The organism is Micromonospora sp. M71_S20, from assembly GCF_003664255.1.
Taxonomy (GTDB): domain Bacteria; phylum Actinomycetota; class Actinomycetes; order Mycobacteriales; family Micromonosporaceae; genus Micromonospora.
The window spans coordinates 2,814,565-2,838,327 of sequence record NZ_RCCV01000001.1 but is presented as its reverse complement, the minus strand read 5'-3'; the positions used below and the strand labels follow the sequence as shown (position 1 = coordinate 2,838,327).

Genomic DNA, 23,763 nt, shown 5'->3' with positions numbered 1-23,763 from the left:
ATTTGAGGGCTACGGTCGGTGGTGTCACAGGTCGTCTTCTTCCTCGTCGAGGTCGGCCAGCTCGGCCGGGTCAGTGGTGCACAGGGCGTGCTCCGCGTCCGAGGAGATCGCCTCGAAGCTGGTCCTGTTCACCCCGGAGATCAGCAGCCCCTGGCCGAGGTGGGCCGACAACAGCAGTCGCCGCTCGCCGTCGGTGAGCCCGAATGCCTCGCCGACGGCGTCGATGGCCTGCGGCGCCTGCCGTAGCAGCACCTGGGTGGAGGCGTTGGACACCACGGCCTGGCCGAGGTCGGTGCTCAGCACGTCGGCGGCGTCCTGGGTGACCACGGTCAGTCCGGCGTTGCGCTTGCGTGCCGCCTTCGACATGCGGAACAGGAAGCGGGCGCCTTCGCCGTCGCGCATCAGCAGCCACGCCTCGTCGACCACCACGAGCCGCCGCTGCGATGGGCGTTGCGGCGCGTCGACCGTGCGCCAGATCGCGTCCAGTGCGAGCAGGGTGCCGACGGTGCGCAGTTCGTCGGGCAGGTGCCGTAGCGACCACACGACCAGGTGTCCGACCGGTGCCTGGGTGGTCGGCCCGTCGAACAGGTCGGCGAAGCTGCCCTGCACCCACGGCGCGAGCCGGGCAGCCAGATTCGCCGCCGCCTCGTCGTCGTCGACGCGCAGCGTTTCGGCCAGGTCGCGCAGCAGCGGCGCGGGCCGGTGGTGCGTGGCCGGGTCAGCGGTGATGCCTGCGGCCCGGTAGACGGCGAGGATGGCCCTGTCGAGGGCGGCCCGCTCCGCCGGTGGCGGCTGATGCCCGAGCAGCACGCTGATGAGCGTGTGCAGGAACAGCCCGCGGCGGGTCAGCGTGTCGGGACGCCGGTCGCCGACGGGCAGGTCCAAGGGGTTGATCTTCACGCCGGGCAGGCCGAGGCGCACGGTGCTGCCGCCGACCGCGTCGGCGAGTCGCAGGTACTCGTCCTCGGGGTCGACCACCGCGACCTGCACACCCTGGTAGAGGTTGCGCAGGATCTCCAGCTTGACGAAGTACGACTTCCCGGCTCCCGAGCGGGCCAGGACGATCGAGTTGTGGTTCTCCTGCGTCCAGCGGTCCCACCAGACGATGCCGGCGCTGGCCGGGTTGACGCCGTAGAGGACACCGCCGGTGGCCGGCGGGTCGCCGGGCAGCGGAGCGGGCAGGTCCGGGCTCGACAGGGGAAAGGCGGCCGCGAGGGCCTGGGTGTCCATGGTGCGCAGCATCCGCAGCCCGTCCGAAGCGAGGGGCAGGGTGGTGGTCCAGCCGGGAAGCTGCCGCCAGGTCGCGGGTTGCACCTCGATGAGAGTGGACGCGGCGGCGGCGCGCACCTGGGCGCAGGCCTCAACGAGTTCGGCTTCGGTGCGGGCGTGCACGGTCAGGTACAAGCCAACGCGGAACAGTTTCGCCGCGCCCCTGGCCAGTCGTTCGGCGAGGTCACCGGCGTCGTGGGCGGCGGCGTCGACGTGGGGGTCGGCCAGCTTGCCGCGCTCGGAGTCGGCCCGCCGGGACGACTCCAGCCGGGCCCGTTGCTTGCGCAGCCGGGACGCGGCGATCGGCGCCGGCAGCGGCTCGATGTGCAACGCGAGGTCGAGGCGGCCCGGCCAGGACAGCAGCGGCTCCAGCCAGGCCGGGCCGACCTCGGCCGGGTAGCCCGTCACCACCAGGGTGGCGGCGAAGCCGTCGCCGACGCGCAGCCACCGGGGTGTGACCTCGACGGTGGCCGGCGCGACCGCCGACGCCAGCGAGGCCGGCTGCGGCTGCCCGCCGTCGTCGCCGGACCGTCTCTTCCTGATCATGAGCTCCTCCTCTTCTCCTTGCGGGTGCGGGTGCGGGTGGGGGCGGCGGTGATGACGGCGTCGGGTGCGGCCAGGCCGCCAGGACGCGGCGGCCGGTAGGGGTCGGCGGCGCAGGCCAGGGCGGCGGTGACCGCCGGGCCGTCCAGCACCCGTGGCGTCACCCCGAGGCCGGACAACGCGCGGACGGTGTCGTCGGCACGGCGCCGCGCGCCGTGGTGGCCGCGCTCGCCCGCAGCGGTGCGCGAGACGACCAGGACCTGCCTGCGCAGCGGGTCACGGCGGGCGGCGAGGTCGCCGAGGAACTCGGCGTGGTCGGCGCACGCCGCCCGCAACTGCGGATGCGGCTGGGCGTCCGCGGCGGCGGCGAGGGCCCGGCTGTGGGAGGCCAGGTCGACCGGCTGCGCGGAGACGACGATCTGCGTCGGCGACGACAGGCTGTTGAGCCACCGGCCCCACCCGTCGATAAGCGCCGCCTGCTCGTCGGGGGTGCGCAGTGCGAGGTTCACCGTGGTGGTGCCGACGATCGCCGCCCGGGCCCCACCGAGGCTGATCTCGCCGTCGTCGTCGATGGCGTCGGCGGGCAGCCGCAACGGCGCCGGCAGCGGCACCCGACCGCTCTTGGGGGTCTCGATCCAGTCCGGGGTTGCGCCGTCGTCGGCGGAGGTGGCGGTGGACAGTGAGCGGGGGGTACGTGTGTGGCGCACGGCGTGCAGCAGCCACACGTCCATGGACAGGCCGTCTCGGCGGCCGAGCGCCAGGCCGATGACCAGACCGCCGAGCACGACACCAGCCCCGGCGAGGACCGGTGTCGGCACGACGTGGTGCAGGGTGCGCCACGCGCCGTAGAAGAGGAGCGCGCCGACGGCGACGATCGCCAGCTGGTGGAACGTCAGGCCGTAGGCGACCTTGTCGGGTGTGTCGACGTCGGCGGGCATCCGCGCCCTGGTCGGCGCCTCGGACTCGGGTCGGGTCATGTGAGGGTCCTCCGAAGGGTGCTCAGGCCGGGAACGGTGCGGGTGAGTTGCTGCATCACGACGACGCGCACCGCCGCGCCGAGCATGTTGGTCGTGCCGCGTGTGCTCTGGCCCGCCCAGCGGGCCATCAGGCTGGGGATCTTGACGGTGGTCCACAGCAGCACCACGACGATGAGGAGGTTCAGCGTGCCGCCCGGGTCGGCGGGCAGGCCGAACACGGGCAGCATGGTCGCCGGGTTGAGCAGCGTCTGCTCCCCCGCGGTGAGGAGGAACGCCTGGGCGACGGGTATCGCCAGGCATCCGGTGTAGGCGCGCCACCACAGCCGGGCGAGGCCGTCGGTCTGCGGCAGGGCGTGGCAGGCCAACGCCAGCGGCGCGATGCTCGTCATCACCAGCAGCGCCACGAACCGGCCGATCAGCTGGACCGCGGTGGTCACGATCAGCACGGTGATGATGAGGATCAGGACCAGGAACAGCAGCGGAACGGTGTGGTCTTGTGCCGCCCTGAGGTGGGTCTGGATCGCGGTGAAGGCGCCGTCGTCGTCGTAGCCGCCTTCGCTGACCGCGCCTGTCAGGGCATTGGCGAGGTCGATGAGCTGAGCGCAGGCCAACTGGGAGAAGTGTGCGGCGGTGAACCCGACGACCAGTCTCGGCAGGAGGTCCTTGACGGTGTACCGGGACTGCTCGCCGCCGCCGGCGGCCATGACGAGCACGCCGGCGGCGACGAACGCCAACACGAAGACGGTGTCCACGATCCACACCGACCGGCCGGTGAGCGCCTGCACCTGCGGCAGCGCGGTCACGTTCGGTGTGGTGAGCAGGATGCTGGTGATCAGGTCGAAGATCGTGGTGAGGCAGTCCAGGATCGCCTCGGTCAGCCAGTCGAGGACCTGGTCGAGGAACAAACCCATGTCAGGGAGTCCCGACGATGCCCTTGATGACCGCCAGCAGGATCGGCGCGAGAACAGCCAAGCCGTAGCCGATCAGCGCGTTACGCAGGGCGAGCTTGGCCTTCTCCACCTGTGACGGGTCACCACCGGCGGTGGCCCAGTACACGCCGGCCAAGACCAGGTAGAGGGTGGCGATCGCGGCGAGGATCCCCATGATCCATGCCTGCAGGTTGGCGATCACCACCGGCAGCGTGTTCGCCGCCAGGTGGACGGTGCCGCCGGCGTCGGCGTGAGCGGCGGCCGGGAGTGCGAGGGTCAGGCCAACTCCGGTCAGCGGTACGGCCACACGGAGTGCGGAACGAACGGCTCGCGGGGTTCGGAAAGTGTGATGTGGGGTGCGAGACATTGCGGTCACCTCCCGCCGCGCCCCGGACGCCGAAAAGCATGGCCGAGGCGCGGCGATTGCTCGAAACGGTGGGATGGGACCGCCGCCGGGCGAAGGTGAGGCAGCGAACCGCGTGAGCCCCGGGAGGAGCTCGTCCTCCCTCATGGGTGGTGTGCGGTCATCAATGTGGTGTCAGCGCATCAAGTGGCGCGGCACCCGAGGCGCGCGGATTGCGGTCCCTCGTGTCGCCCGGCGGCGGGCGGGACCAGCCGAGCGCTACGGCTCGCCAAAAGTCCCACACCCCCAAACCGGGATTTGTGAGCCCTGGCGAACACTCGCGGTACTCACCGCAACCTCACAAGCGAGGCCGGACGGCTCACAGCGCAGGTCAGGGCGTATCTAACTGCCAGCAGCGCACTAACGGACGGCAGCTCGCGGGCCCGGGAACAACGACCGGTCGGTGAGGGTGTGTGAGCGTCGCAAGGGCTCACAGCCGAATGGGCAACGCCGGGGCAGCGTATGGGTCCGGGCTGGCTATGACGGACGAGATGGGCTCCACCGGGACGGCCATCACTGGCCCCACCCACGGGCCGGTCTCGCCAGAAGTCAAGTAACGGTGCGTGAGGGACAAGACTGCTGGTGCTGCTGCGCGGCAGTGCGCGGATCTGTCGAGTTGAGTGCGTTCCCGGCTCGGCCCGGCACCTTGACTTCCGCATTGTCGTTTAAAAACATTCTGCCCCGATATAGGCGGGGCTCTGGACAGCCGAGGTGCCCGCAGGGTGCACGACGGGCGTTTTACGCCTTCGAACTGATGGCCCGGCGTATAAACTTCCGACCACTGGCCGGCCCTCCCGAGTCACTCATCGTTAACAGTCAGTGACACGACTGCCGAAGGGGTGCGTCCTATGCGTCTAACGAAGCAAGTAATCCATCAACTACTTAACCAAAACGAAGGATTCAAGCGGACGACATCTTTTACGAGCAAAAATAGTTCGTACAATAATTACTATGAGATCGTGAATGGCGAGTTGCACGTTCGGTCGGTCGGCAAAACCTCGTGGGCCGACAGCCACTACGACACTGGCACCGTCGCGGACGATGATCGAACACGAAGATTCCTAAGGGATAACCTTCACTTGCTAAACACGGACGGCCTAGGCGACTAGCAATTGGCCGCACCAAAGAAACTCGCTGATTTTGGCGGTCGTGGACACCGTGGAGAGAGCAATGGCGCCCAGTAGCTTCGAGTACGTGAAACCGTGGTTGGCCGAGAACCCGGAGCCGCCCGTATGCCCGCACTGTAAGCAAGAGATTCAGCCCGGCGACAACGTCCACTGGTGGCAGGACGTGCTGTGGCACACCAAGCCGTGCCCTAGCTGAACAAACAGCAGGCGTACGGCCGCGCCGTCTCCGCTTGGGGCATGTCCGCACCCTGCGGCTGTCGGCCGAGCGGCCCGCGTTCGCTGAACGTAACGTCTGATTCGGCGATGGCGCGCCTGGCCCTAATTAAGGTGGTGGACCGCATCGGCGCCGATGCTTCTGCCTAAAGAAGCAAACTCGACACGATCGTATGGAGACAACGATGGCTGGCTACGGACGCAGCGACGAGGAGTGGGACCAGTTGGCCTCCGTCGGCTTGGCGTTCCTCGTCGAACGGGCACGCCTTGAGAAGACCACGACATATACGGAACTCGACGCTACCCTACGTCGGCGGACCGCCTTACGTGGATTCGACTTCGATCAGGACAGTGAACGTGCCGCGATGGGCCACTTGCTCGGTTTGATCGTGGAACGCAATCGTCCAACGACAAACCTGCCGATATCGGCCCTAGTTCAGTATTTGAATACCAACGATGCCGGTCCCGGCTTCTATACGTTAGCAGTCGAGCTGGGGATGCTGCCGCGCCGGTCGTCAGCAATGGCGAAGCAGGCCTTCTGGATTGGACAGCTCAACGCGCTGTATGCCTTCTACACTGCCAGGCGCTCGGGTGCCTGACGTTCGATAATCCGCTCAAGTGCAAGACGCTCATCTGCCGCAGACAACGCGCGGGTCGGCGCCAATCGCCGTTCGTTAAGCGCCAGCGCCGACTACCTTCGGTAGCTGGGAACAGCGACAGTCAGCCCGTGGGTGGGGCCAGTTTATGGCCGTCCCGGTGGAGCCCATCTCGTCCGTCATAGCCATCCGGCGGTTCAGAAGCGGGAACGGCTGTGGCCCGACGTGGTGCACGTCGGGCCACAGCCGCTACTAGGGCCTGTATCGAAGTCGGCGAGGGCTTGATCAAGGCATTCCGGCCTCGCGGGCCAAACTCGGCAAGACCAACCCCTAGTCTGTCGCCATGACGGCGAGCCATGGAGTCATCGATCTGGATATTCCTGGCCCTGAGCTTGGTGACTCGGACGGGGACCGCTCCGCCGGAGTTAGGCCCGGGCGGAGGGGCGCTGCCTACCTGGTCGTTGCCTTGGTAGTCGGCTTGGCGCTCGGTGGCGTCGGCGGCGCCGAAGTGCGGAGCTATCGCGAGGAGCAGACCGAGGCCCGTGCCGTCACACTGGTGGCCTTGCCAGGCTCGTCCAACAGCTGGGAGGGCTTGAACGGCGTTGGGACGGTGCGACTCGACGCGCAACTGGTGTTGGTTAACGCCGGCCCGGCGCCCGTCATAGTGCAGGTAGAGGGGGCACGGAGACCAGGCGTCCTGGTACGCGGCACAGGCCAGTCCTGGCTGGTCCGGCCGGGCGGAACGGCCTGGATCGACGTCGAGGTCACGCTCGAGTGCGCAACTGCGTTCACGACAGAGCCGCTGTTCGTCAACTTCTCGGTGCAGACAGCCGACCAGCGGATCCGACGGACAAGTTATCCCCTCGCTCTTCAGGGCAGCCCCTGGCAGCGAGCGTGCGAGCCTCCGCCCCGTATGGTGCGGGGTCCAATCACAGCCACTCGTTGATAGCGGCGAGATGAATGGTGGCTTCGTAGCGGACCGCGAGTTTGTCGAAACGGGTAGCTACGGCCCGGTTGCGTTTCAGTCGGTTGATCCCGCACTCCACAGCGTGTCGCTGCTGGTACAGGTGAGGGTCAAAGGCTGGCGGCCGGCCACCTTTGAACCCCTTGGCCCGGCGGTGGGCGTCCTGGTCGGCCTTGCTCGGAATCGTCGCGGCGATCCCACGCCGACGTAGGTAGGCCCGATTCGCTTTCGACGTGTACGCCTTGTCGGCCAGGACCCGGTCCGGTCGGGTCCTCGGCCGGCCGGCGCCCAGGCGGGGAACACGGATGGCGGTCAGGACCGGGATGAACTGCGGACTGTCACCGCGCTGCCCCGCGGTGAGCACGATGGCGAGGGGTTTCTGGCCTTGCTCGCAGCCCAGGTGCAGCTTCGTGGTCAATCCGCCGCGGGAGCGTCCGAGTGCATGATCAGCCGGCTCGACACTGACTCCACCAGGCGGTTCGACCTGTAGATCCCCCTTTTCCTCGCCCCGGCCGCATGCTGATGAGCCCGAGCGCTGGTGGAGTCGACACTGACGTCCCAGGTGACCCGACCGGCCACGTCAGCCAGGACCTGCAACGCGGTCAGCACCTCCTTCCACGTCCCGTCACGCTGCCAGCGCCGGAACAAGGCATACACCGCCGACCAGGACCCGTACTGCGGCGGCACGTCCCGCCACGGGGCACCCACCCGGATCCGCCACCGGATCCCATCGATCAACTGCCGCCTACTCCATGACGACGGCCGACCTGGCCGTTTCGGCGCCGGCAGTAATGGCTCAAGCACCGCCCACTGCACGTCGGTCAGGTCGAACCGCCCCGTCACCGCTAGGGTATCCACGAGGTCTCCGGTTTCAGGTTCTGCTTGGTCGCTGAACCAACTACCGAAGACCTCGCTACATCACAAACTCCGACACGCGAAGATCCTCAAGCCAGTCCAAGCCCTGGCACCGACTTCGACACACGCCCTAACCGAGGTCGGAAGGTGTCAGGCAGCCGCCGCGATCGGCGCGTGGGTGGCTGCGCGGCGGGCGGCTGCGGCACGGCCTGCCCGGCACCGGGCACGCTGCTGCGCCTGTGCGTGCAGGTGCGCCAGGGTTTCTGGCGACGCGGCGCCGCTGAGCAGGCCGTCGGTGAGGGCCTCGGCGATGCGGTCGTCGATGCGTGACAGCCGCATGCGCAGCGCGTCGACACTGATGCCGTTGGCGGCGGCGATGGGCTCGATCGCCCGATGCCCGAGCCGGACATCGATGTATGCCTGCTCGTCTTCGTCGTCGAGGATCCCCAATGTCACCGCCCGGCGGACCAGGAGGTCCGGGTGCCCGTAGGGCACCCGGGGAGTGCGGGGACCGGGGGCGAGGTGCTCGATGTCCTCCACCGGCAGGTACTCGTGCTGCTGCAGCCGCAGGTCCCGCCCGGCCCGCCACGCCGCCTTGCACAGGCTCGCGTACGGGGCGTCCTTGGCCAGGTCCACCTGGTCGCGCAGGGCGGCGAGGAAGCCGGTCAGGATCTCGGCGTCCACGTCCGCCGGGTCGCCGTCGTATCCCTCACACAATCGGGCCGCGTGCTGCTGCAACGCCGGCATCGCCATGCCGACCGCGGCGACGACCCAGTGCGGCCCGTCGAGGCGGGCACGGCGGATCAGTTCCCGCCACACCTCGTCGCGCGCGCTGTAGGCGCGGGGGCGACGCAACAGCCAGTCGCGCAGCGCGGGCAGCGACATCACCTGCTGCGGCAGACCGGTGTCGGCGCCGAGCGCCGCACAGTCGAGAGCCAGCGGCGCGGGCTCGCACGTCAGCGCGGCGAAGGCGGTCGCCGCCGCGTCAAGGGCGGAGGAGGGCCAGTCCTTAGCGTCGGACACGCTCATGTCACAACTCCTATGACAGGGAAGAGGTTTGGTGCCGCCGCCGGTGCTGTCGCGGCGAGTGGTGGCATCGATTGCGCCACAGGGACCTCACGCCGCCCTGACAGAGCTGCTCAGGCCACCGATAGCTCTCTGCCGCCCCGTCTCTGACAGGAGCTGCCCCTCCTGGCAGCTCATCGACTGTGATAGATGACGGAGAGTCTGTCAAAGCTGCCTTGACCTGCCCTGTGACACTCTGACAGAGCCCGCGAGGACGTGTTTCGGCGTCGATGGCACGCCCTCGGCGCCGCGCCTTGTGACAGGCCCCGCCGGCATTGACAGCGCTCCTGTGAGAGCACCTGTGACATCCCGGTCGTCTCACAGCGCAGCTGTCACAGTCCTCTGCCGAAAGGATGTGCGCCGGTTCGCCGTGCCCCTGTGACGGTGACGGACACCCTGTCACCGCTGACATTCCTCGCCTGTGACATGCCGCGCCGTGGCCGATGGCATCGCCGTGGACACGGTGGCCCGGACAGGTCTCACAGTGCAGGCCAAGCACCGGTCTCTGCCGGCACCCCAGTGCCGCCCGTCACGGACTCCGGCACGTGACGGCACCTCCCTGTCAGTGACGCATCGTGACTGACAGAGGCGGCTGGGATGACACGTCCTGCGTGGATGGCCCGTCGCGCCAGCTGATCGATGTCCCCTTACGAGAGCCGGAAAAGCGTCACCAATCGGGTTGATTCGCGCTCTGGTCCGGCGTTGTGAGTGGCTGTTGGTTCGGCACGTGTTCGCCAGGGCTCACAAAACCCGGTTTGGGGGTGTCAGCGCTTCACGGCGCGGCGCGGAGCCGACCACACATGAGCGAGCACACGCCGCACCCGCACCAGCAGGCCGAGCCCATCGAGCCGGCCGACCCCGCACTCATCGACCTGATCGCCGGCGACCCGCCGGTACCGATCACGGTCTGGCGCACGGCCCGTACCGACGCCGAAAACCAGGCCAGCCTGCCCACCCGTCTGGCCTACCGCCTCGTCGCCGCCTACAGCCGGCCTGGGGAGGCGGTCGTCGACCTCACCACCGACCACACCCTGGCCCCGATCTGCGCCCAGGGCGGTCGCCAGCACCACCGCGCCTGGTTCACCGACAACTCCAGCCTGCTCATCGGACCCGCCACGACCGGCCAGCCGGTACCTACGGCCGAGACCAACCCGCCCAGCACGTCCGGCGAGGTCGAGGCCGGCGACGTGGAGGACCCGCCGGAGCTGATCGACTGGTTCGGCAACGACCTCACCGACCCTGACCTGCCCGGCACCGACACCACGGTCGTCCGGCCGTCCGACGACGGCCCGCTGGACGCGGCCACCAGCCTGGTGGTCGCCACCTGGCCGCTGCACGAGGCCGACACGACCGCCCAGGTCCGCCTCGTCTGGCTGCTGGCCGCGTGCGCGCGGCTGCTGCGCCCCGGCGGCTGCCTCGTCCTTGTCGTCGGCGTGCCCGCCGGTACGCAGCCCGCCCCGGAGGACTTCAGCCCGCTCGTGGCCGCCGCCTCCGCGGCGGGACTGGGCTACCTGCAGCACATCGTCGCCGTCGAGGCCGACACCGACGGCGACCAGTTCGTCTACCACGTCGCCGCCACGGACGAGGAACTGCTCACCCTGGCCCACGCCAACGGCGAGCAGTGGCAGCTCGCTCACCTGCGGGTGCACGCCGACCTGCTGGTCTTCACCCCCCAGCAGGCCACCCCGACGCCCACGTCGAGGCGGCGTGGCATCCGTGCGGGCGGTGAGCGCCGTGCCTGAGCACACCACCCCCGCGCACCCCGCCCCGGACGAGCTGGACATCAACGGCCTCGCCGCCGGCGAGGACTACCAGGGCCGGCACCGCGAGTACGAAGGCCTCCACCGCGCCGAGGCCGACGGCCTGTCCGTCTGGGCCACCGCCCAGTCGACCGGCCCTGTCCAGCGACGCGGCCGGTACGTGCCGGAATCTGTCAAGCATCCCGCCCGGATGCTTCCCGCGATCGCCGCCCACGCCATCGGCGCCTACACCCAGCCCGGTGATCTGGTCCTGGACCCGATGTGCGGCATCGGCACCACCCTGGTCGAGGCCGTCCACGCCGGCCGCGACGCCTTCGGTATCGAGTACGAGCCGCAATGGTCGAACATCGCCGACGCCAACATCCGCCACGCCCACGACCAGGGCGCCACCGGACGCGCATCAGTGATCCGCGGCGACGCGACCCGACTGATGTCCCTGGTCCCGAAGGCCCTCACCGGGGAGGTGGCGCTCGTGGTCACCTCGCCGCCGTACGGGCCGACCGTGCACGGCCTCGTCCGCCCCGGCGCGGACGGCGTCGTCAAGTCCGACGACCGGTACGGCGAGGACAAGGGCAACCTCGCCTATCGCGACCTGACCGGCCTCGCCGACGGCTTCGCCCAGATCCTGCGCGGCTGCGCCACCCTGCTGCGACCCGGCGGCGTCGTCGTGGTCACCGCCAGGCCGTGGCGCAAGCGCGGCGAACTGGTCGACCTGCCCAGCGCCGTCATCGCCGCCGGCCTGCGCGCCGGCCTCGTCCCGACCGAGCGGTGCGTGGCCCTGCTCGCCGCCGTCCGCGACGGGCAGCTCGTCGCCCGCCCGTCGTTCTTCCAACTCCAGCAGGTCCGCAAGGCCAGGGCCGGCGGGGTGCCGATGCACCTCATCGCACACGAGGACGTCCTCATATTCGCGCTGCCGCCGCAGGACGGAACCGGGGTGATCGCGTGAGCGCACCCACCCACCGCTACCTCTCACTGGGTGCCGGCGTGCAGAGCTCCACGCTCCTGCTGCTCGCCGCCCACGGCAAGATCCCTGGGTTCGACGCGGCGATCTTCGCCGACACCTCCTGGGAACCGGCAGCGGTCTACCGGCATCTGGACCGACTGAGTGGCATCGCGCAGCGGGCCGGCATCGAGGTCATGCGCGTCGGTACCGGTGACATCCGGGCCGACGCGCTCGACCCGGAGCACCGCTTCGCCTCCATGCCCCTGTTCACCCTCGCCCGAACGGTGAGCGGGGCATGGCACGGCGGCAATGCACCGGCGAGTACAAGATCAAACCCATCAAGGCTGAGGTGCGGCGCCGGCTGGGCTACCCCCATCCGACGCGGGTACCGGCCGGGGTCTGGGCGCAGATGGCGATCGGAATCAGCGTCGACGAGATTGGTCGGGCACGGGACTCCGACGTCGGCTACATGCGCAACGTGCACCCGCTGCTGGACCTGGGCTGGCGGCGCAGCGACTGCCTACGCTTCCTGGCCGAGCACGGTCTCGCAGACACCCCAAAGTCGTCGTGCGTGGGCTGCCCGTTCCACGACGACGGCTTCTGGCTCGCCCTACGCGAGCACAGCCCACAGGAGTGGACCGACGCGGTCGCCTTCGACCGCGCCATCCGCCACGGCTCGGCCCGGGCCAACGCCGACGGTCACCCGCTGCGCGGGCAGTTCTTCCTGCACCGGCAGCGGGTGCCGCTCGACGAGGTGGTCCTCCGCCCCCGACCCCGGGCGCAGGATGCGCCTGGTTGTGGGCCGTGGACCTGCCCTCACGACGAGCCGGTGACAGCCGGCGCCGGGCGCGGGGAGGTGGCGTGAGCATCGCGCACACCACCGCCCCCCGCATCGGATCCCTCTGCAGCGGATACGGCGGGCTCGACATGGCCGTCGAGCTGGTGCTCGGCGGCCGGCTCGTCTGGTACGCCGAAATCGACCGGCACGCCGCCACCGTCTGCGCTCACCACTGGCCACACGTCGCCAACCTCGGCGACATCCGCACCGTCGACTGGACGACAGTCGCGCCCGTCGACATCGTCACCGCTGGATTCCCTTGTCAGGACATCTCCAACGCCGGCAGACGTGTCGGCATCACCGGTGAGCACTCCAGCGTCTGGAACCACGTCGCCGAAGCCGTTCGCGTCCTTCGACCGCAGCTGCTCTTCGTGGAGAACGTCGCCGCTCTCCTTCGGCGAGGGCTCGACGTCGTCCACCGTGATCTGGCCGCGATCGGGTACGACACGAGCTGGCTATGCCTACGCGCATCCGACGTCGGCGCCGCCCACCGCCGCGACCGGCTGTTCCTGCTGGCCACTCCCGTCGAGTCACTCGAGGGAGGTGCGGACCTTGCCGACACCGTGCGCCCGTGACGGCAAGGGCCCCGGCCACCAGTACGGGTTGCCCGACCTCATCGAGCCGACCGGAACCCGCCACGGCCTACTACCAACCCCGACCACGGTGGCCTACGGGTCGAACGTGTCCCCATCGGCCGGGGCGGCCCGCCGGCCACGCCTCGCCGGCATCGCCACCCGGCTGCCGCCGACACTGACGGCGGCGGACAGCCGCTCCTCCGCGAATGCCACCGCCGCACGCGCCACACCCACCGGACACGTGGACCGCACCCTGACCGACGGGGCCCGGCTGCTGCCGACGCCCAGGGCCAGTGACACCGGCACCCCGGGCCGGCGAGCCGGATCCGGGTGGCGACCGCCGCTGTCGCAGGTGCTATTGCCCACGCCGAGGGCCAGCGACGGCACCAAGGGCTGCCCCGGGCAGCGCGGGTCGCACGGGGACCTCACCCTGCCGTCGGCGGCCGTGCGGGTACCGGCCCGGACCCTGCCCACCCCCCGCGCCTCCGACGCCCGCGGACCCGGCCGTCACGGCGACGGCGGCGCGGACCTGCGCACCACCGTGGCCGGGCTGGGCCACCCCGACGCCGACCGGTGGGGCGTCTACGCCGCGGCGGTGGCACGCTGGGAGCTACTGCTCGGCCGTCCAGTGCCGGAGCCGACCCAACCGGGACGACACGGCAAACCGGTCCTCGCACCGCCGTTCGTGGAATGGCTCATGGGCCTGGACACCGGCCACGTCACCGACCCGACGCTCGCGTTACCGCGCACCGGCGCGCTGCGGGTCCTCGGCAACGGCGTCGTCCCCCAACAGGCAGCCGTCGCGTTGCGGCTGCTGCTGTGCCCCCACCGTTGGGAGATGCCCTCGTAAGCATCGGCCTCCCCACCACACCGTTAGCCGGATACGAGTACCACCCGGCCGGAACAGCCTCTTCTACCTCGACAGACTCGCAGCCGGTTCTCTTGCCCTGTCCGACGGCGCGCTGTCGACACGGTCACCACCTCGCCACCGATCCCAGGGGTGCGCACGGCTACGGCATCGGCCGCTGGGTTGCCGGTGACTCCGGCGCGGACAACACGACCGGTCGGCAGCGCACGCCATGCCAGCCTGCCCTCTGCTCGCCCACCAGATCCACCCCTACCACGTCTGCGAGGGCCGGAGCGTCCGCATGTCTGGACGCCCCGGCCCTGCCGCCTACCACCAACTCGACCTGACTTCTTCGTTCTCTCTGCGATCGGAGTGCCACCGTGAGCACCAACCCCACCAACCCGAGCAGTGGCGAGCACCGCGGTGAGGTGTGGACCGAGGAGCGCATCCGCGCGCTCGGCGCGATCACCGACCTGCCCACCGCGGGCCGGGTCTTCGGCCTCGGCCGCGCCCTGTCCTACGAACTCGCCCGCACCGGCGACTTCCCGGTGCCGGTCCTGCGGGTCGGCTTCCGTTACAAGGTGCCCGTCGCCGGAATCCTCACCGCCCTCGGGCTGCCGCCCGCCACCGGCGACTTGACGCCGGACGCGAAGCGAAGCGTCGATCACCACGACGCAATCAGAAGCATCACCCCGCCGGACACCAACGGCGGCGTTGGAAAGAAGGAACCGTGACCCGCCCGAGCAGCCCCGAAGGCGCCATCACCAAACGCTGCACCTGCACCGACCCCGACACCGGCAAAAGGCTAGGCGGGCGATGCCCGAAACTACGCCGCCCCGGCGGCGGCTGGCACCCCACCCACGGCGTGTGGGGCTACCAAATCGAACTACCCGTCCGACCCCGACAGACCCGCCGGCAGCTACGCCGCAGCGGCTTCGACAGCCGCGACACCGCCACCAGCGAACTGCGTCACGCCCGCAGCCTGCTCGAACTCGCCGACGGCGACACCGACCTCGCCGCGCAGATCGGCGACCTGCTGCACGCCTGCCGGCCCGGCACCCCACTACCCGACCGCGACGCGGTCGCCGCCCGCGTCCGCGCCGGTGTGCCCGCCAGCGTGCCCACCACCACCGGGGAATACCTCACCGCCTGGCTTGCCGGACGTCGGGGCCTGGCAGAGAAAACGGTACGCGGCTACTCCGACCACATCCGCCAGTACCTGATCCCCCACCTCGGCACAATCCCGATCCAAAGCCTGCGCACCAGCCACATCGAGGCCATGTTCACCGCCATCGCACTCAAGCAGGACGAGATCCGCGCCGCCCGCGCCAGCACCGACCCCCACATCCGCGCGATGGTCAAAGGGGTACGACCGATGGGTGCCTCGAGCATGCAACGGTTGTACGCCACAGTCCGCAAGGCACTCAACGACGCCGTCATCCGGTCGAAGCTGATTCCCAGCAACCCCGCTCTCGGCGTCGAACTGCCCTCCGGGAAACGACCCAGGGCACGGGTGTGGACCGCGAAGGCGGTTCAGCACTGGCAGGTCACCGGGAACCGCCCGAGTCCGGTCATGGTGTGGATGCCGGAGCAGGCCGGACGGTTCCTCGACCACGCCGAGCGCCACGACATCGCCCTCTACGCGATGTTCCTGCTGATCCTGCACCGAGGGTTACGCCGCGGTGAAGCGTGCGGGCTGCGTGACCACGACGTCGACCTCGACGCCGGCTACCTCACCGTCGTCGAGCAGATCACCACCGTCGGCTACACCCCCATCGTCCGGCCCGTCAAAAGCGACGCCGGCGACCGGACCGTCCCCCTCGGCCCGAAAACCATCACCGCCCTACGCGCCTACCTCGATATACGCCGCCGCTGGCAACACGTCAACGGCAACCAGTGGCCCTACACCGGCAGGTTCTTTGTCCGCCCTGACGGCAACGCGTGGCATCCCCAGACGATCAGCGACCGCTTCGACCGCCTCGTCACGAAGGCCAGCCTGCCGCCGGTGCGGTTGCACGACCTACGCCACTGCGCCGCCACCTACCTCCGCCACGGCGGCGCCGACATGAAAGAGGTCCAGGAAACCCTCGGACACTCCACCATCGGGCTGACCTCCGACACCTACACCACTGTCATCCTCGAACTGGAACGCGGCAGCGCCGACGCCGTCGCCGACCTCATCCCCCGCGACAAGCGCGCTGCCTGAACCACCCCCGCATCCGCTCGGCAGGGCTCCAACGACGCCGCAGCAGCCCGACACGGAGATCGATACGAAACCGGCCCCTCCTGCCTCGGGAGGGGCCGGTTTCACGCGTTCCCGTTTTTCATCGTGGGTTTTGGCTGGTCGGACCATAATGTAGAGCGAGGATGGCCTGGACGATCTCGGTGGTGCGTCGGGGGCAGCAGCGGAGCTTCGCCAGGATCTTCAGCCCTTGAGGGTGGCGACGGCACGCTCGCCGACGGCCAGGATCTTGGCGTGGTGCCGGTTGACGGTCTCCTGCCGGCGGGACAGTCGCGGCCGGTGACGGCGGCGCTTGAAGGGCGTGCCGATGCTGCCGCCGGCGCCTTGGCATGCCTTGTCGGCGAAGGTCATCACATTCGCGTTGACCAGCGCGTCGATCAAGCCGTGGGTGCGGCCGGCGGTCAGGTCGTGAACGGCGCCCGGCAGGGCGAGCGAGGCCCAGATGAGGGCATCCCTTGCAGTCCGCAGTGAACTGAACGTTGACTCCATGCCGCGTGTGCTTCCCGGAGTAGTACGGCCTCTGGTCCGCGACCCGGTCGATCGGGATCAGGGTGCCGTCGAGGATCGCGTACGTGAGCCGGGCGATACGCCGTATGGCCGCGTTCAGGTCCTCGGCATGAGCGGCGAGCAGGTCGATGGCTTCCCGGACGTACCGCCAGGCCGTCGTTACGCTTACCGCGAAGCCGCAGGCCAGACGGGCGATAATGTCCCCGTTACGCAGATGGGCAGGGCAAGTATGGCCTGCTGGCCGGTGTCGAGGCGCCACCGGCCTTGACACCGGATGCGTTCGGCGCGGATGAGGTCGACCAGATAGTTCGGAACCTCCTCCTATGCCGACAGACCCTTTCCCGCACCCACCGTGACCAGGACCATCACGATGAATAGGCCTCATTCTGGACCTCTGTCCCGCTAGCCCGAGTAGCCGGCCCCGTCTTACGCCCGGGAATGTGGCCAGTCTGGTGAGGAGCCGTGCAGACAGAGCCGCTGCTGCGGCAGGCTCAACTTCACGAGCAGAATCAGCCGATCCCCGTCGCGCCGGGACCAACGCTTTCAGGGGTGGCTTCGACGTTGGCCGGATCTCTCAGGCGGTCGCGCTCGAACGCCCGCATCCGAGCGTCGAGGTTTAGCAGCGCCGATCGCACAGTGGCTGCGTCGGTTTCCAGGGGTAACCGCACGTGCGCAACCCGGTTGCGGATCGGGACCACCTGCACCTTCAGCCGGGCCCACTCACCTGCTCGCACGCCTCGAACCGAGCCGTGTGCCGTAGCGAGTTCGGCGGCGAGGTCGAGCAGATCCTCCAGCAAAAACCAGTCTAGAGGGGTGTACATTTCGTCGAGGGACGCCGCTGACACATTTGTGTCATTGCGGGCCAAACCGAACGCCTTCGCCCCTCGCTCGCCTAGCACCTTGCGCCAGTCCTCACCATGCACCTCCAGCAGTATCTCCATCACCATCTTGCGAACCGTCCGCTCGAAGGTGAACATCTTCCGGGCCAGTACTTCCCACTCTGCTGGAGGAGAGACGACGGACCGCAACACAGTCCCGAGACAGTCCTTGACCTCAGCCCGCCATGGCTCGGCGAAAAGGTGCGCAGTGCCGTCGAAGTCGTTCACCCGCAGCAGGCAGGCCGACTCGAGCGCGGCAATCTGGTGTTCGGCGAGGTCTTCCTGGGGCATGTCCAGCACGTCGCACTCGAGCACCAAGTGATTGAGCAGAGCGAGGATGCCCGTGCCGAGCTCGTCGACTGCCTGCAACAGGGTCGTACGCAGAAACTGGCCAGCCTGGCGCCGCTTCTCGTTGCCAGAAAGATCGGCGAATTCGAGCTGCAGATAGTACTCGGTGAGCGCGACCGTGCCGCTGGCGAAGCTAATGATCCGCTCCGCCGCCGCAGGCTCTAGGTCGGCGTGCATGGACCGGAGGCGGCTGGCGTCGATCGAGATTGGCCGGAGCCGACTGCAATCCGCGACTATTGAGGATCCGTCCGGCTCCGGGAAGAACCGCTTCGGACGTGTCGACACGACGATCAGGCGCGCCCCGGAGGCTATCGCCGCCTGGCCTTTCGGACGACTCTGTCGCAGGATGTCCTCGAAGTCGCGCAGGTTGGCGACCGTTTCCGGATGCCAGAGGAGCACAACGTTTCCCGGCCCGAGGTCAGCGGCAGGTGGAAGGGCACGTTCCCAGCCGTCCCGCGCCGCGGTTGCCCAGTCGACCCGGTGCACCACAAAGCCCCGATTCTCAAGTGCACCGCGGAGGTCGTCTTCGAAGCGCGCTGACCTGGACAGCGCGCCCGCTTGGAGGTATGCCAACATTCGTCCGGTCATGGCCTCGGCGATGTCGGAGTACCATTCGCCGTGTTCGCTCACGTCCGCAACGCCATACGGCTAAAAGCGGTCAATTCGTAGCCATACGCCGCTTCGTCGATGAGGCCAAGCTTGAGTAGGTGTTCGATCTGCGACGGATAGGCACGGTCGACCTCCTCCGGGTCGATATCGGTCCCGGAGAGTAGCCGGAGGACGTCGGCGGCATCGGGATAGAACCGGTCGAGACTGGACAGCATTTCCTGTAACTGTTCAGCAATCCCACGCCGCCAGGACCGCTGAACGGAGTCCACGCGTTGCGGAGTCACTTCCCGGGAGCTGAGGTCAAGCGGCAGATTGTCGGCAATCCGTGCGCACAGCGATCGGTGGAGGAAGACGTGCCCGCCGGACAGGGCGAATACCTTATCCAGCGCGTCGTCACTCCAGCGTACTGCCATCCGCGCACCTATGTCCCGCACCAGATCGTCGGCTGCCCCCCGGTCAAACGGTGGCATATAGTAAGGCTTTGCCCAAGCAAACAGCGGATTCTCCCGCCCATAAAGGACGCCGGCCTCGAGGACGGCGCTGGTCAGGCCAGCGATAACCACATTGAAGTTCGGGTTCTCCTGCACCAGGCTGCGCATGATGCCGAGGAACTCGGGCACGTACGGACGGTCGAGTGAGCGCCGCGGATCCTTCCCGATCAATGATTCGATCTCGTCCAGGGCCACCACCATCTGAATGTCTCGGGAGCTCTCATGACCCAACATTGCCTGCATTGCGCGTCGGAACTCGCTAAGACTAGATTCCTTGGTCAACTGTGTAAGTTCGTGAGTGCGAAGCTTTAGCTCGCGGAGCTTCGGTAGCAGGCTGGCCGTCAGGTCCATTTGTAGCGCTGCGCTGTGTTCGTTGGGGTCTTTCGGCAGGTCTTCCATGTCGCGCAGCACGAAGATTCGCTGTGTGGGCGAGGCAATCACCAACTGTCGGCCGAGTTCCTTGACGAGCGAGGTCTTCCCGGTTTTCCGTAGCCCAAAAATCCCGCAAACCTTGCCGCTGCGTAGTTGCGAGGCCAACTCCTGCAAGAGGTCACGGCGACCGAAGAAGGCACGGCCGGTGACCGGCAGGGTCTCCTCGTACAGGTTCTGACTAGCGATACTGTTTGTCAGGTCACGTAAGAGCGCCTGGGCGGCCCCGTACTCTGCGCCGCGTGCAGAGGGCTCGGACGGCCCTGCCTCGCCGCGCGGCATGGCTACCGCATTAATTGGCTCTCTTACTGTCCAGTCGCGCAGCTTTGCGGGCAGCTTCGGATCGTTGGCATAAACAAGGTAAAGGTCCTGGCTCGGCTCTCGGGGCTGCCGCTCGCGAAATAGTTTCAGTTTTTGGAAGTCTCGAAACTGAAATTCCTTATCCTGGGTGTAGAGTGCCATGACCTCGCGATGCAGGCCCAACGCGCCTTCCATGACCTGGCCGAACCGGACGAGAGCGGTCCAAGCTCCTCGGTCCCCCGCGCCGTCCCAGCGCCGGATATCAACGATGTCGGAGCCAAGTAGCTGAAGGGCCCTCCGGTGCAGGACCGCCGCCGGGAACGCTTCCACGAAGAGCTGGAAGGCGCGAAGGAACTTCTCCTGCCGAACCTCCCTGATACGCCCTTCACGGAACGCCCTCTCGTCGAAACTCATGGGATTGATGATAGATGTTTGGCCGCACCGCCACACAGGGCGTCGTCGACACGACTGATCTACGAGCAAATTCGGCTGGCGTTTCTCAGAGGCGTCTGATTCACGCGTTTTGCGAGTGATGCTGATTCTAGTCGTCTCGCCAGGTTGGGGCGGTTTCGTCGGTGACGGCTAGGAGCAGGCCGAGGGGTGTCGGTGACGATGCCCCGCTTTCGTCCGACGATCTTTCTGCCAGCGCCGATGCTCAGGGTGACGGCCATGCAGAGCAGCTGGGCCGCCTCGTCGGCCGTGCCGGCCCGGGTGGCGGGGCGCCGGCCCGCGACTGCGACGGGGTCACTGACGTCGCTGCCCGCGTTGGCGAGCAGCTGGCCGAATGCATCAAGGTCAGGAGTCCGCTTCGCGAGGAGCGCGAGCGCTGTGTGCGCCCGGCCGAAGTTCGTCGCCACCCTAGCGGTGACCGTGCTGAGCGCCCTCGAACTCTTCAACTGGTGGCGGGAAAGCAACTGGGCCGCGATCGGCACCAGTGTGCTCGGCGCAGGTCCACCGGCGGATCAGACTGCGGGCCCCGGCGATACCGCTGCAGGCCGCCGCTGGGCCAAGCGCCGGGAGCGCGGTGGTGGCGGCGACACGCGGGCGCGCAACCACCACACCTAGGCAGCCGGTGCCGGCTCGCCCTCAGCGCGCGGCAGACTGCCCGCCCATCGCCACCTCCAGCATGAACGCGCACCAGGCGATCGCCGATCGGGCGGCGAGCCGGCCCACCGCAGAAGCCGGCCGAGGACCCGCTTCACCTGCTCGAGCTGCGGACCTGCGGCCTGAGTGACGTGGACGCCGAGGGCGTGGCTGGCCTTCGAGACCAGCGCTGGCACGTCGTCGCCGTCGTCAACGGGCTGGCCGCGTAGGGCGAGGACCGCCTTCGCGGTGGCCTCGATCAAATTCTTCGCTCGGCCGATCAGCGCGCCCGTGTCGTCGGGCAAAGCCCGTTCCAGGCGCACCAACTCTTGGCGGATGGCAGTCACGTCGGGCAGGGCGGCGGCAGCCACAGCGGCAAGGCCGGTAATCACAGCGAGCGGATCGCCTGGAGCTTCGAGGCTGTAGCCGTCGTCGGCGAGAGAGTTCCGCAATCGAACCAGCCGGTCGCGCCGGGGTTCGCGGCCAGCCTCGTACACCTCGGCGATACGAGCAGCGAACCGAAGCACACGCGCCACGTCGGCGGGGTCAGTCAGATCGGCGGCACGGACCGTCAGTCGCACCGTCTCCTTGGTCGAGGGGAAACGAACCACCTGCCGGCTGACGCTGCCGTGGTCGGCTACGACCCGGAGACCGACCGCCTCGGCGGCGGTGGCAACGTCCTTGAAGGTCACGGACCCGCCACCAAGGGATGCGATTGCGGCGACGGAGGAGTGTGACAGCAACTCACTCATGGCCGGGAGCATGCCAGGCAGCTGCAGCGGGAGCTAGCCGGCTGACGGGGCCAGGCGCCCCGGCCGGCGCTGCGGGCCGGTTCGGCTTGCCACCGGTCTAACGTGCCCGACGTGAGCGGCAGCGTCTACCGGCTGGGCGAGTCGAGGCGCGCCTCCACGGCTTTCGCCGCAGACACCTGCCCGGCTGCGTCGATGCCGGGCTTCGCCGCCACCACAGCATCGCGGGTCAAAATGGGGAAACGCCCGAGCAGCCATCACCGCCGCGCGTAGGCACTCATCCTCCACACCGCCAGCTAACCGAATCCCCGCCCGCTCGGCGGCTGCCAGAACCTCGGGGCCGAACGGCTCGGTGTGGGCCCCCTGTTCCTCGGCGATCCCCTGGCTGCGGTCTCTACGTACCGTGCCGAAGTCGATCCGTCCCTTCCCGCCGGGCGCTGCCGCCTAAAAATCTTGAACTCGGCGGTTCACGCTGGCCCTCGTTTCGCCCTCTACCTATCAGCGCCGCGCACCAGCGCGGCCCGACGAGTGAAGCGAGGTTCAGTGGACGTGCTCAGCTGGATCGGACTCGCGGCCACCGCCGTCGCCAGCCTCACCGGTTTGCTGGCACTGTGGATCCGCGTCCGGTGGCGCGTGCGACAGGAGAAGGCCCGCGGTGACTCGCTCATCGCGATCGCCGAGGCGCTGCCCTCCGGTGGCCGGCTGCGTGACCAGCGCGCCGACGGGTCATGCATCACCCTGACGGTGCCCGCCACGCCCGTCAGCGGGAGCCCTCGTGGATGACAAGACCACCGAGCGAGCCGAGCCGCCGGCGCAGCACGGCAACGTGTACTGGGCGGTCGGCCAGACGCTAAACGCACCGACAGACGAACTCACGGCGCGCGACCGGGAACGGATCCGCAAGGAGTTCAGCGCCTTCTACGAGGGGTTCATGACCCGCCTGGGCGCCTGGCTGTACCTGCACGGTTGGGCGTCCGAGGTTGACGCCTACGACATCGCACAGGAAACGATGCGCCTGGCGTTCGAAAAGTGGTCCACCATCGAGCACCCCAGGGCCTGGGCGCGGAGGACCGCCTCCCGGCTGTGCGTCCAGCGGCTGGCAAAGAACGAGGTGCTCCCGCTAGAGGACAACGAGGACAGGATCCCGCGCAAGGCGGACGCTTCCGGGTGCGCCGCCTCGGACACCCTGCACGACTTCCGGGTAGCTCTGCAGCAACTCCCGCCACGCCAGCGCCAGCTGCTGCTGTGGGCATCCGAGGAGTACGAGCCGGCCGAGATCGCCAAGGAGCTGAAGATGAAGCCAGAGGCGGTGCGAAGCAGCCTGTGGAAGGCAAGGCGAAAACTCGCCGAGATTATGCGGGCGCAGGACGCGGGTAAGCAGTGAGCGAGGGAGTGATCATGAACAACCGGACCACGGGAACGCCGAACAGCCGTCCCGCGGCCACTGGCCCGAAGCCGCCAATGCAGTTCTGGGACGCCGAGGACGTCGACGCAGCGGGCCGTGCTGGCCTCCATGAGATACAGCGCCGGTTCGAGGAGACGTGGGACGTCAAGGCGGGGCTGCAGGAGATCCTGCTCGCGGAGCACTACCACCGGGCAGTCGAAGCCCAGGAGGGCAAGTTCGACGTCAAGGCCGGTCTGGCGGAGATCGTCGGCCCGCCGTCGCCATCCTGGGTTGACTGGGTAAACGAGGTTTCCGTCCCGTCCGCCGACGGTGGCGTCGACCTCGTCGGGACGGACAACGGCACCTGCGAGGTGTACGAGGTCAAGGTCACGCACCAGTACATCCCAACCCCGCGCGACACCCTTGAGCAGATCCGCTTGGTGGCATGCAGGATTCTCGCCGCCCTCATGGGGATCCGCCAGGCGGACGGGGTCGCGCTCATCAAGGATTTCGCGTACGCCGAGGCCATGTCGATTGCGCTCCGCTCGGCGGAGAGATTGCAAGGCCTTCCGGGCGCCATTGAGGATCGGCTCGTCACCCGGGAACAGGCGGTGCAGGTGTTGGAGAGCGCGGGGAGCGCCTGCGAAGGCATGTTGCGGCAGCTGCACCTCCGCACTTATGACAGCCCGTCGATTCCGCAGGACATCATGCACTGCGAGGAGGTTCTGCTGGATCTGTCCAAGGAAGCGTTCCAGCTCTGTGTGCCCGTCCAACGTCTGTTCGACCCCTCAGACGACCTGGTCGACATGCTGCGGTGACCGGGCCGGGCCCTACTCCCG

22 protein-coding genes and 1 pseudogene are annotated in these 23,763 nt (G+C 68.5%); 12 read left to right on the top strand and 11 right to left on the bottom strand.

The annotated features are described in order from the left end of the window. Positions 1-24 precede the first annotated feature (24 nt). From DER29_RS13005 to DER29_RS12990, 4 genes are read right to left on the bottom strand one after another with little or no spacing between them, the layout of a single operon-like run. Positions 25-1,815, bottom strand: coding sequence for a VirB4 family type IV secretion system protein (locus DER29_RS13005; RefSeq protein ID WP_121397581.1), 1,791 nt, complete (start codon positions 1,813-1,815; stop codon positions 25-27). Then, complete coding sequence (locus DER29_RS13000) at positions 1,812-2,750, bottom strand: PrgI family protein (protein WP_121399186.1); 939 nt, start codon at positions 2,748-2,750, stop codon at positions 1,812-1,814. Before DER29_RS13000 ends, DER29_RS13005 begins: the two co-directional genes overlap by 4 nt. A gap of 35 nt (positions 2,751-2,785) precedes the next feature. Then, positions 2,786-3,700: a conjugal transfer protein TrbL family protein gene (locus DER29_RS12995; RefSeq protein WP_121397580.1), complete on the bottom strand. Its 915-nt coding sequence runs from the start codon at positions 3,698-3,700 to the stop codon at positions 2,786-2,788. Between the two features lies 1 nt (position 3,701). After that, a complete protein-coding gene (locus DER29_RS12990) occupies positions 3,702-4,085 on the bottom strand; it encodes a pilin (protein ID WP_121397579.1) in 384 nt (127 codons plus the stop codon). A 1,561-nt stretch (positions 4,086-5,646) separates the two neighbouring features. Here DER29_RS12990 and DER29_RS12985 point away from each other — a divergent pair. Then, positions 5,647-6,060, top strand: a complete 414-nt coding sequence (locus tag DER29_RS12985; RefSeq protein ID WP_121399185.1) for a hypothetical protein — start codon at positions 5,647-5,649, stop codon at positions 6,058-6,060. A gap of 926 nt (positions 6,061-6,986) precedes the next feature. On the opposite strand, the gene DER29_RS12980 is transcribed toward DER29_RS12985, so the two are convergent. Next, positions 6,987-7,879 (bottom strand): IS5 family transposase gene (locus DER29_RS12980; protein ID WP_370040067.1). Its coding sequence is split into 2 segments (ribosomal slippage): positions 6,987-7,513 and positions 7,513-7,879, totalling 894 coding nucleotides; the frame shifts between segments, so codons are not numbered across the junction. Positions 7,880-8,026: 147 nt separating this feature from the next. Next, entirely contained in the window at positions 8,027-8,905 is an 879-nt protein-coding gene (locus DER29_RS12975) for a hypothetical protein (RefSeq protein WP_121397578.1), read from the bottom strand. A gap of 836 nt (positions 8,906-9,741) precedes the next feature. Here DER29_RS12975 and DER29_RS12970 point away from each other — a divergent pair. Together DER29_RS12970 and DER29_RS12965 are read left to right on the top strand one after the other, a co-directional pair. After that, on the top strand, positions 9,742-10,683 hold the full coding sequence (locus DER29_RS12970) for a hypothetical protein (RefSeq protein WP_121397577.1): 942 nt from the start codon (positions 9,742-9,744) through the stop codon (positions 10,681-10,683). Further along, entirely contained in the window at positions 10,667-11,647 is a 981-nt protein-coding gene (locus DER29_RS12965; RefSeq protein ID WP_121399184.1) for a DNA methyltransferase, read from the top strand. The genes DER29_RS12970 and DER29_RS12965 overlap by 17 nt, the downstream gene beginning before the upstream one ends. Positions 11,648-11,670: 23 nt before the next feature. On the opposite strand, the gene DER29_RS35205 is transcribed toward DER29_RS12965, so the two are convergent. Then, positions 11,671-11,889, bottom strand: coding sequence for a hypothetical protein (locus DER29_RS35205; protein WP_233599742.1), 219 nt, complete (start codon positions 11,887-11,889; stop codon positions 11,671-11,673). Positions 11,890-11,939: 50 nt separating this feature from the next. On the opposite strand from DER29_RS35205, the gene DER29_RS12960 reads away from it, so the two are divergent. The 5 genes from DER29_RS12960 to DER29_RS12940 all read left to right on the top strand — a co-directional run bounded on the left by DER29_RS12960 (position 11,940) and on the right by DER29_RS12940 (position 16,110). Continuing rightward, positions 11,940-12,509: a hypothetical protein gene (locus tag DER29_RS12960; RefSeq protein ID WP_233599741.1), complete on the top strand. Its 570-nt coding sequence runs from the start codon at positions 11,940-11,942 to the stop codon at positions 12,507-12,509. Continuing rightward, complete coding sequence (locus tag DER29_RS12955; RefSeq protein ID WP_121397576.1) at positions 12,506-13,057, top strand: DNA cytosine methyltransferase; 552 nt, start codon at positions 12,506-12,508, stop codon at positions 13,055-13,057. The genes DER29_RS12960 and DER29_RS12955 overlap by 4 nt, the downstream gene beginning before the upstream one ends. Then, a complete protein-coding gene (locus DER29_RS12950) occupies positions 13,026-13,907 on the top strand; it encodes a hypothetical protein (protein ID WP_370040066.1) in 882 nt (293 codons plus the stop codon). The genes DER29_RS12955 and DER29_RS12950 overlap by 32 nt, the downstream gene beginning before the upstream one ends. Before the next feature lie 377 nt (positions 13,908-14,284). Beyond that, a complete protein-coding gene (locus tag DER29_RS12945) occupies positions 14,285-14,638 on the top strand; it encodes a hypothetical protein (RefSeq protein ID WP_233599740.1) in 354 nt (117 codons plus the stop codon). Between the two features lie 131 nt (positions 14,639-14,769). Next, the gene (locus tag DER29_RS12940) at positions 14,770-16,110 is read left to right on the top strand and encodes a tyrosine-type recombinase/integrase (protein WP_370040065.1); all 1,341 of its coding nucleotides are present in this window, start codon (positions 14,770-14,772) and stop codon (positions 16,108-16,110) included. A 118-nt stretch (positions 16,111-16,228) separates the two neighbouring features. On the opposite strand, the pseudogene DER29_RS12935 reads toward DER29_RS12940, so the two are convergent. From DER29_RS12935 to DER29_RS12925, 3 genes and pseudogenes are all read right to left on the bottom strand, one after another. Beyond that, positions 16,229-16,956, bottom strand: a pseudogene (locus DER29_RS12935) (transposase family protein). A gap of 206 nt (positions 16,957-17,162) precedes the next feature. Next, positions 17,163-18,509, bottom strand: a complete 1,347-nt coding sequence (locus DER29_RS12930; RefSeq protein WP_121397574.1) for a hypothetical protein — start codon at positions 18,507-18,509, stop codon at positions 17,163-17,165. Continuing rightward, positions 18,506-20,122: an ATP-binding protein gene (locus DER29_RS12925; protein WP_121397573.1), complete on the bottom strand. Its 1,617-nt coding sequence runs from the start codon at positions 20,120-20,122 to the stop codon at positions 18,506-18,508. Before DER29_RS12925 ends, DER29_RS12930 begins: the two co-directional genes overlap by 4 nt. Positions 20,123-20,572: 450 nt before the next feature. Here DER29_RS12925 and DER29_RS12920 point away from each other — a divergent pair, with 450 nt between their 5' ends. Continuing rightward, positions 20,573-20,773, top strand: coding sequence for a hypothetical protein (locus DER29_RS12920; protein ID WP_148710023.1), 201 nt, complete (start codon positions 20,573-20,575; stop codon positions 20,771-20,773). Here the strand turns inward: DER29_RS12920 and DER29_RS12915 are convergent. Continuing rightward, positions 20,770-21,543, bottom strand: coding sequence for a hypothetical protein (locus DER29_RS12915; RefSeq protein WP_148710022.1), 774 nt, complete (start codon positions 21,541-21,543; stop codon positions 20,770-20,772). The genes DER29_RS12920 and DER29_RS12915 overlap by 4 nt on opposite strands. A gap of 546 nt (positions 21,544-22,089) precedes the next feature. Between DER29_RS12915 and DER29_RS12910 the strand changes: the two genes are divergently transcribed. Genes DER29_RS12910 through DER29_RS12900 form a run of 3 tightly spaced genes read left to right on the top strand, consistent with a single transcriptional unit; the run spans position 22,090 to position 23,742 of the window. Continuing rightward, positions 22,090-22,323, top strand: a complete 234-nt coding sequence (locus DER29_RS12910) for a hypothetical protein (RefSeq protein ID WP_148710021.1) — start codon at positions 22,090-22,092, stop codon at positions 22,321-22,323. Further along, positions 22,316-22,924 (top strand): RNA polymerase sigma factor, encoded by a 609-nt coding sequence (locus DER29_RS12905; RefSeq protein ID WP_121397569.1) that lies wholly within the window; start codon positions 22,316-22,318, stop codon positions 22,922-22,924. The genes DER29_RS12910 and DER29_RS12905 overlap by 8 nt, the downstream gene beginning before the upstream one ends. Before the next feature lie 14 nt (positions 22,925-22,938). After that, on the top strand, positions 22,939-23,742 hold the full coding sequence (locus DER29_RS12900) for a hypothetical protein (protein WP_148710020.1): 804 nt from the start codon (positions 22,939-22,941) through the stop codon (positions 23,740-23,742). Positions 23,743-23,763 lie beyond the last annotated feature (21 nt).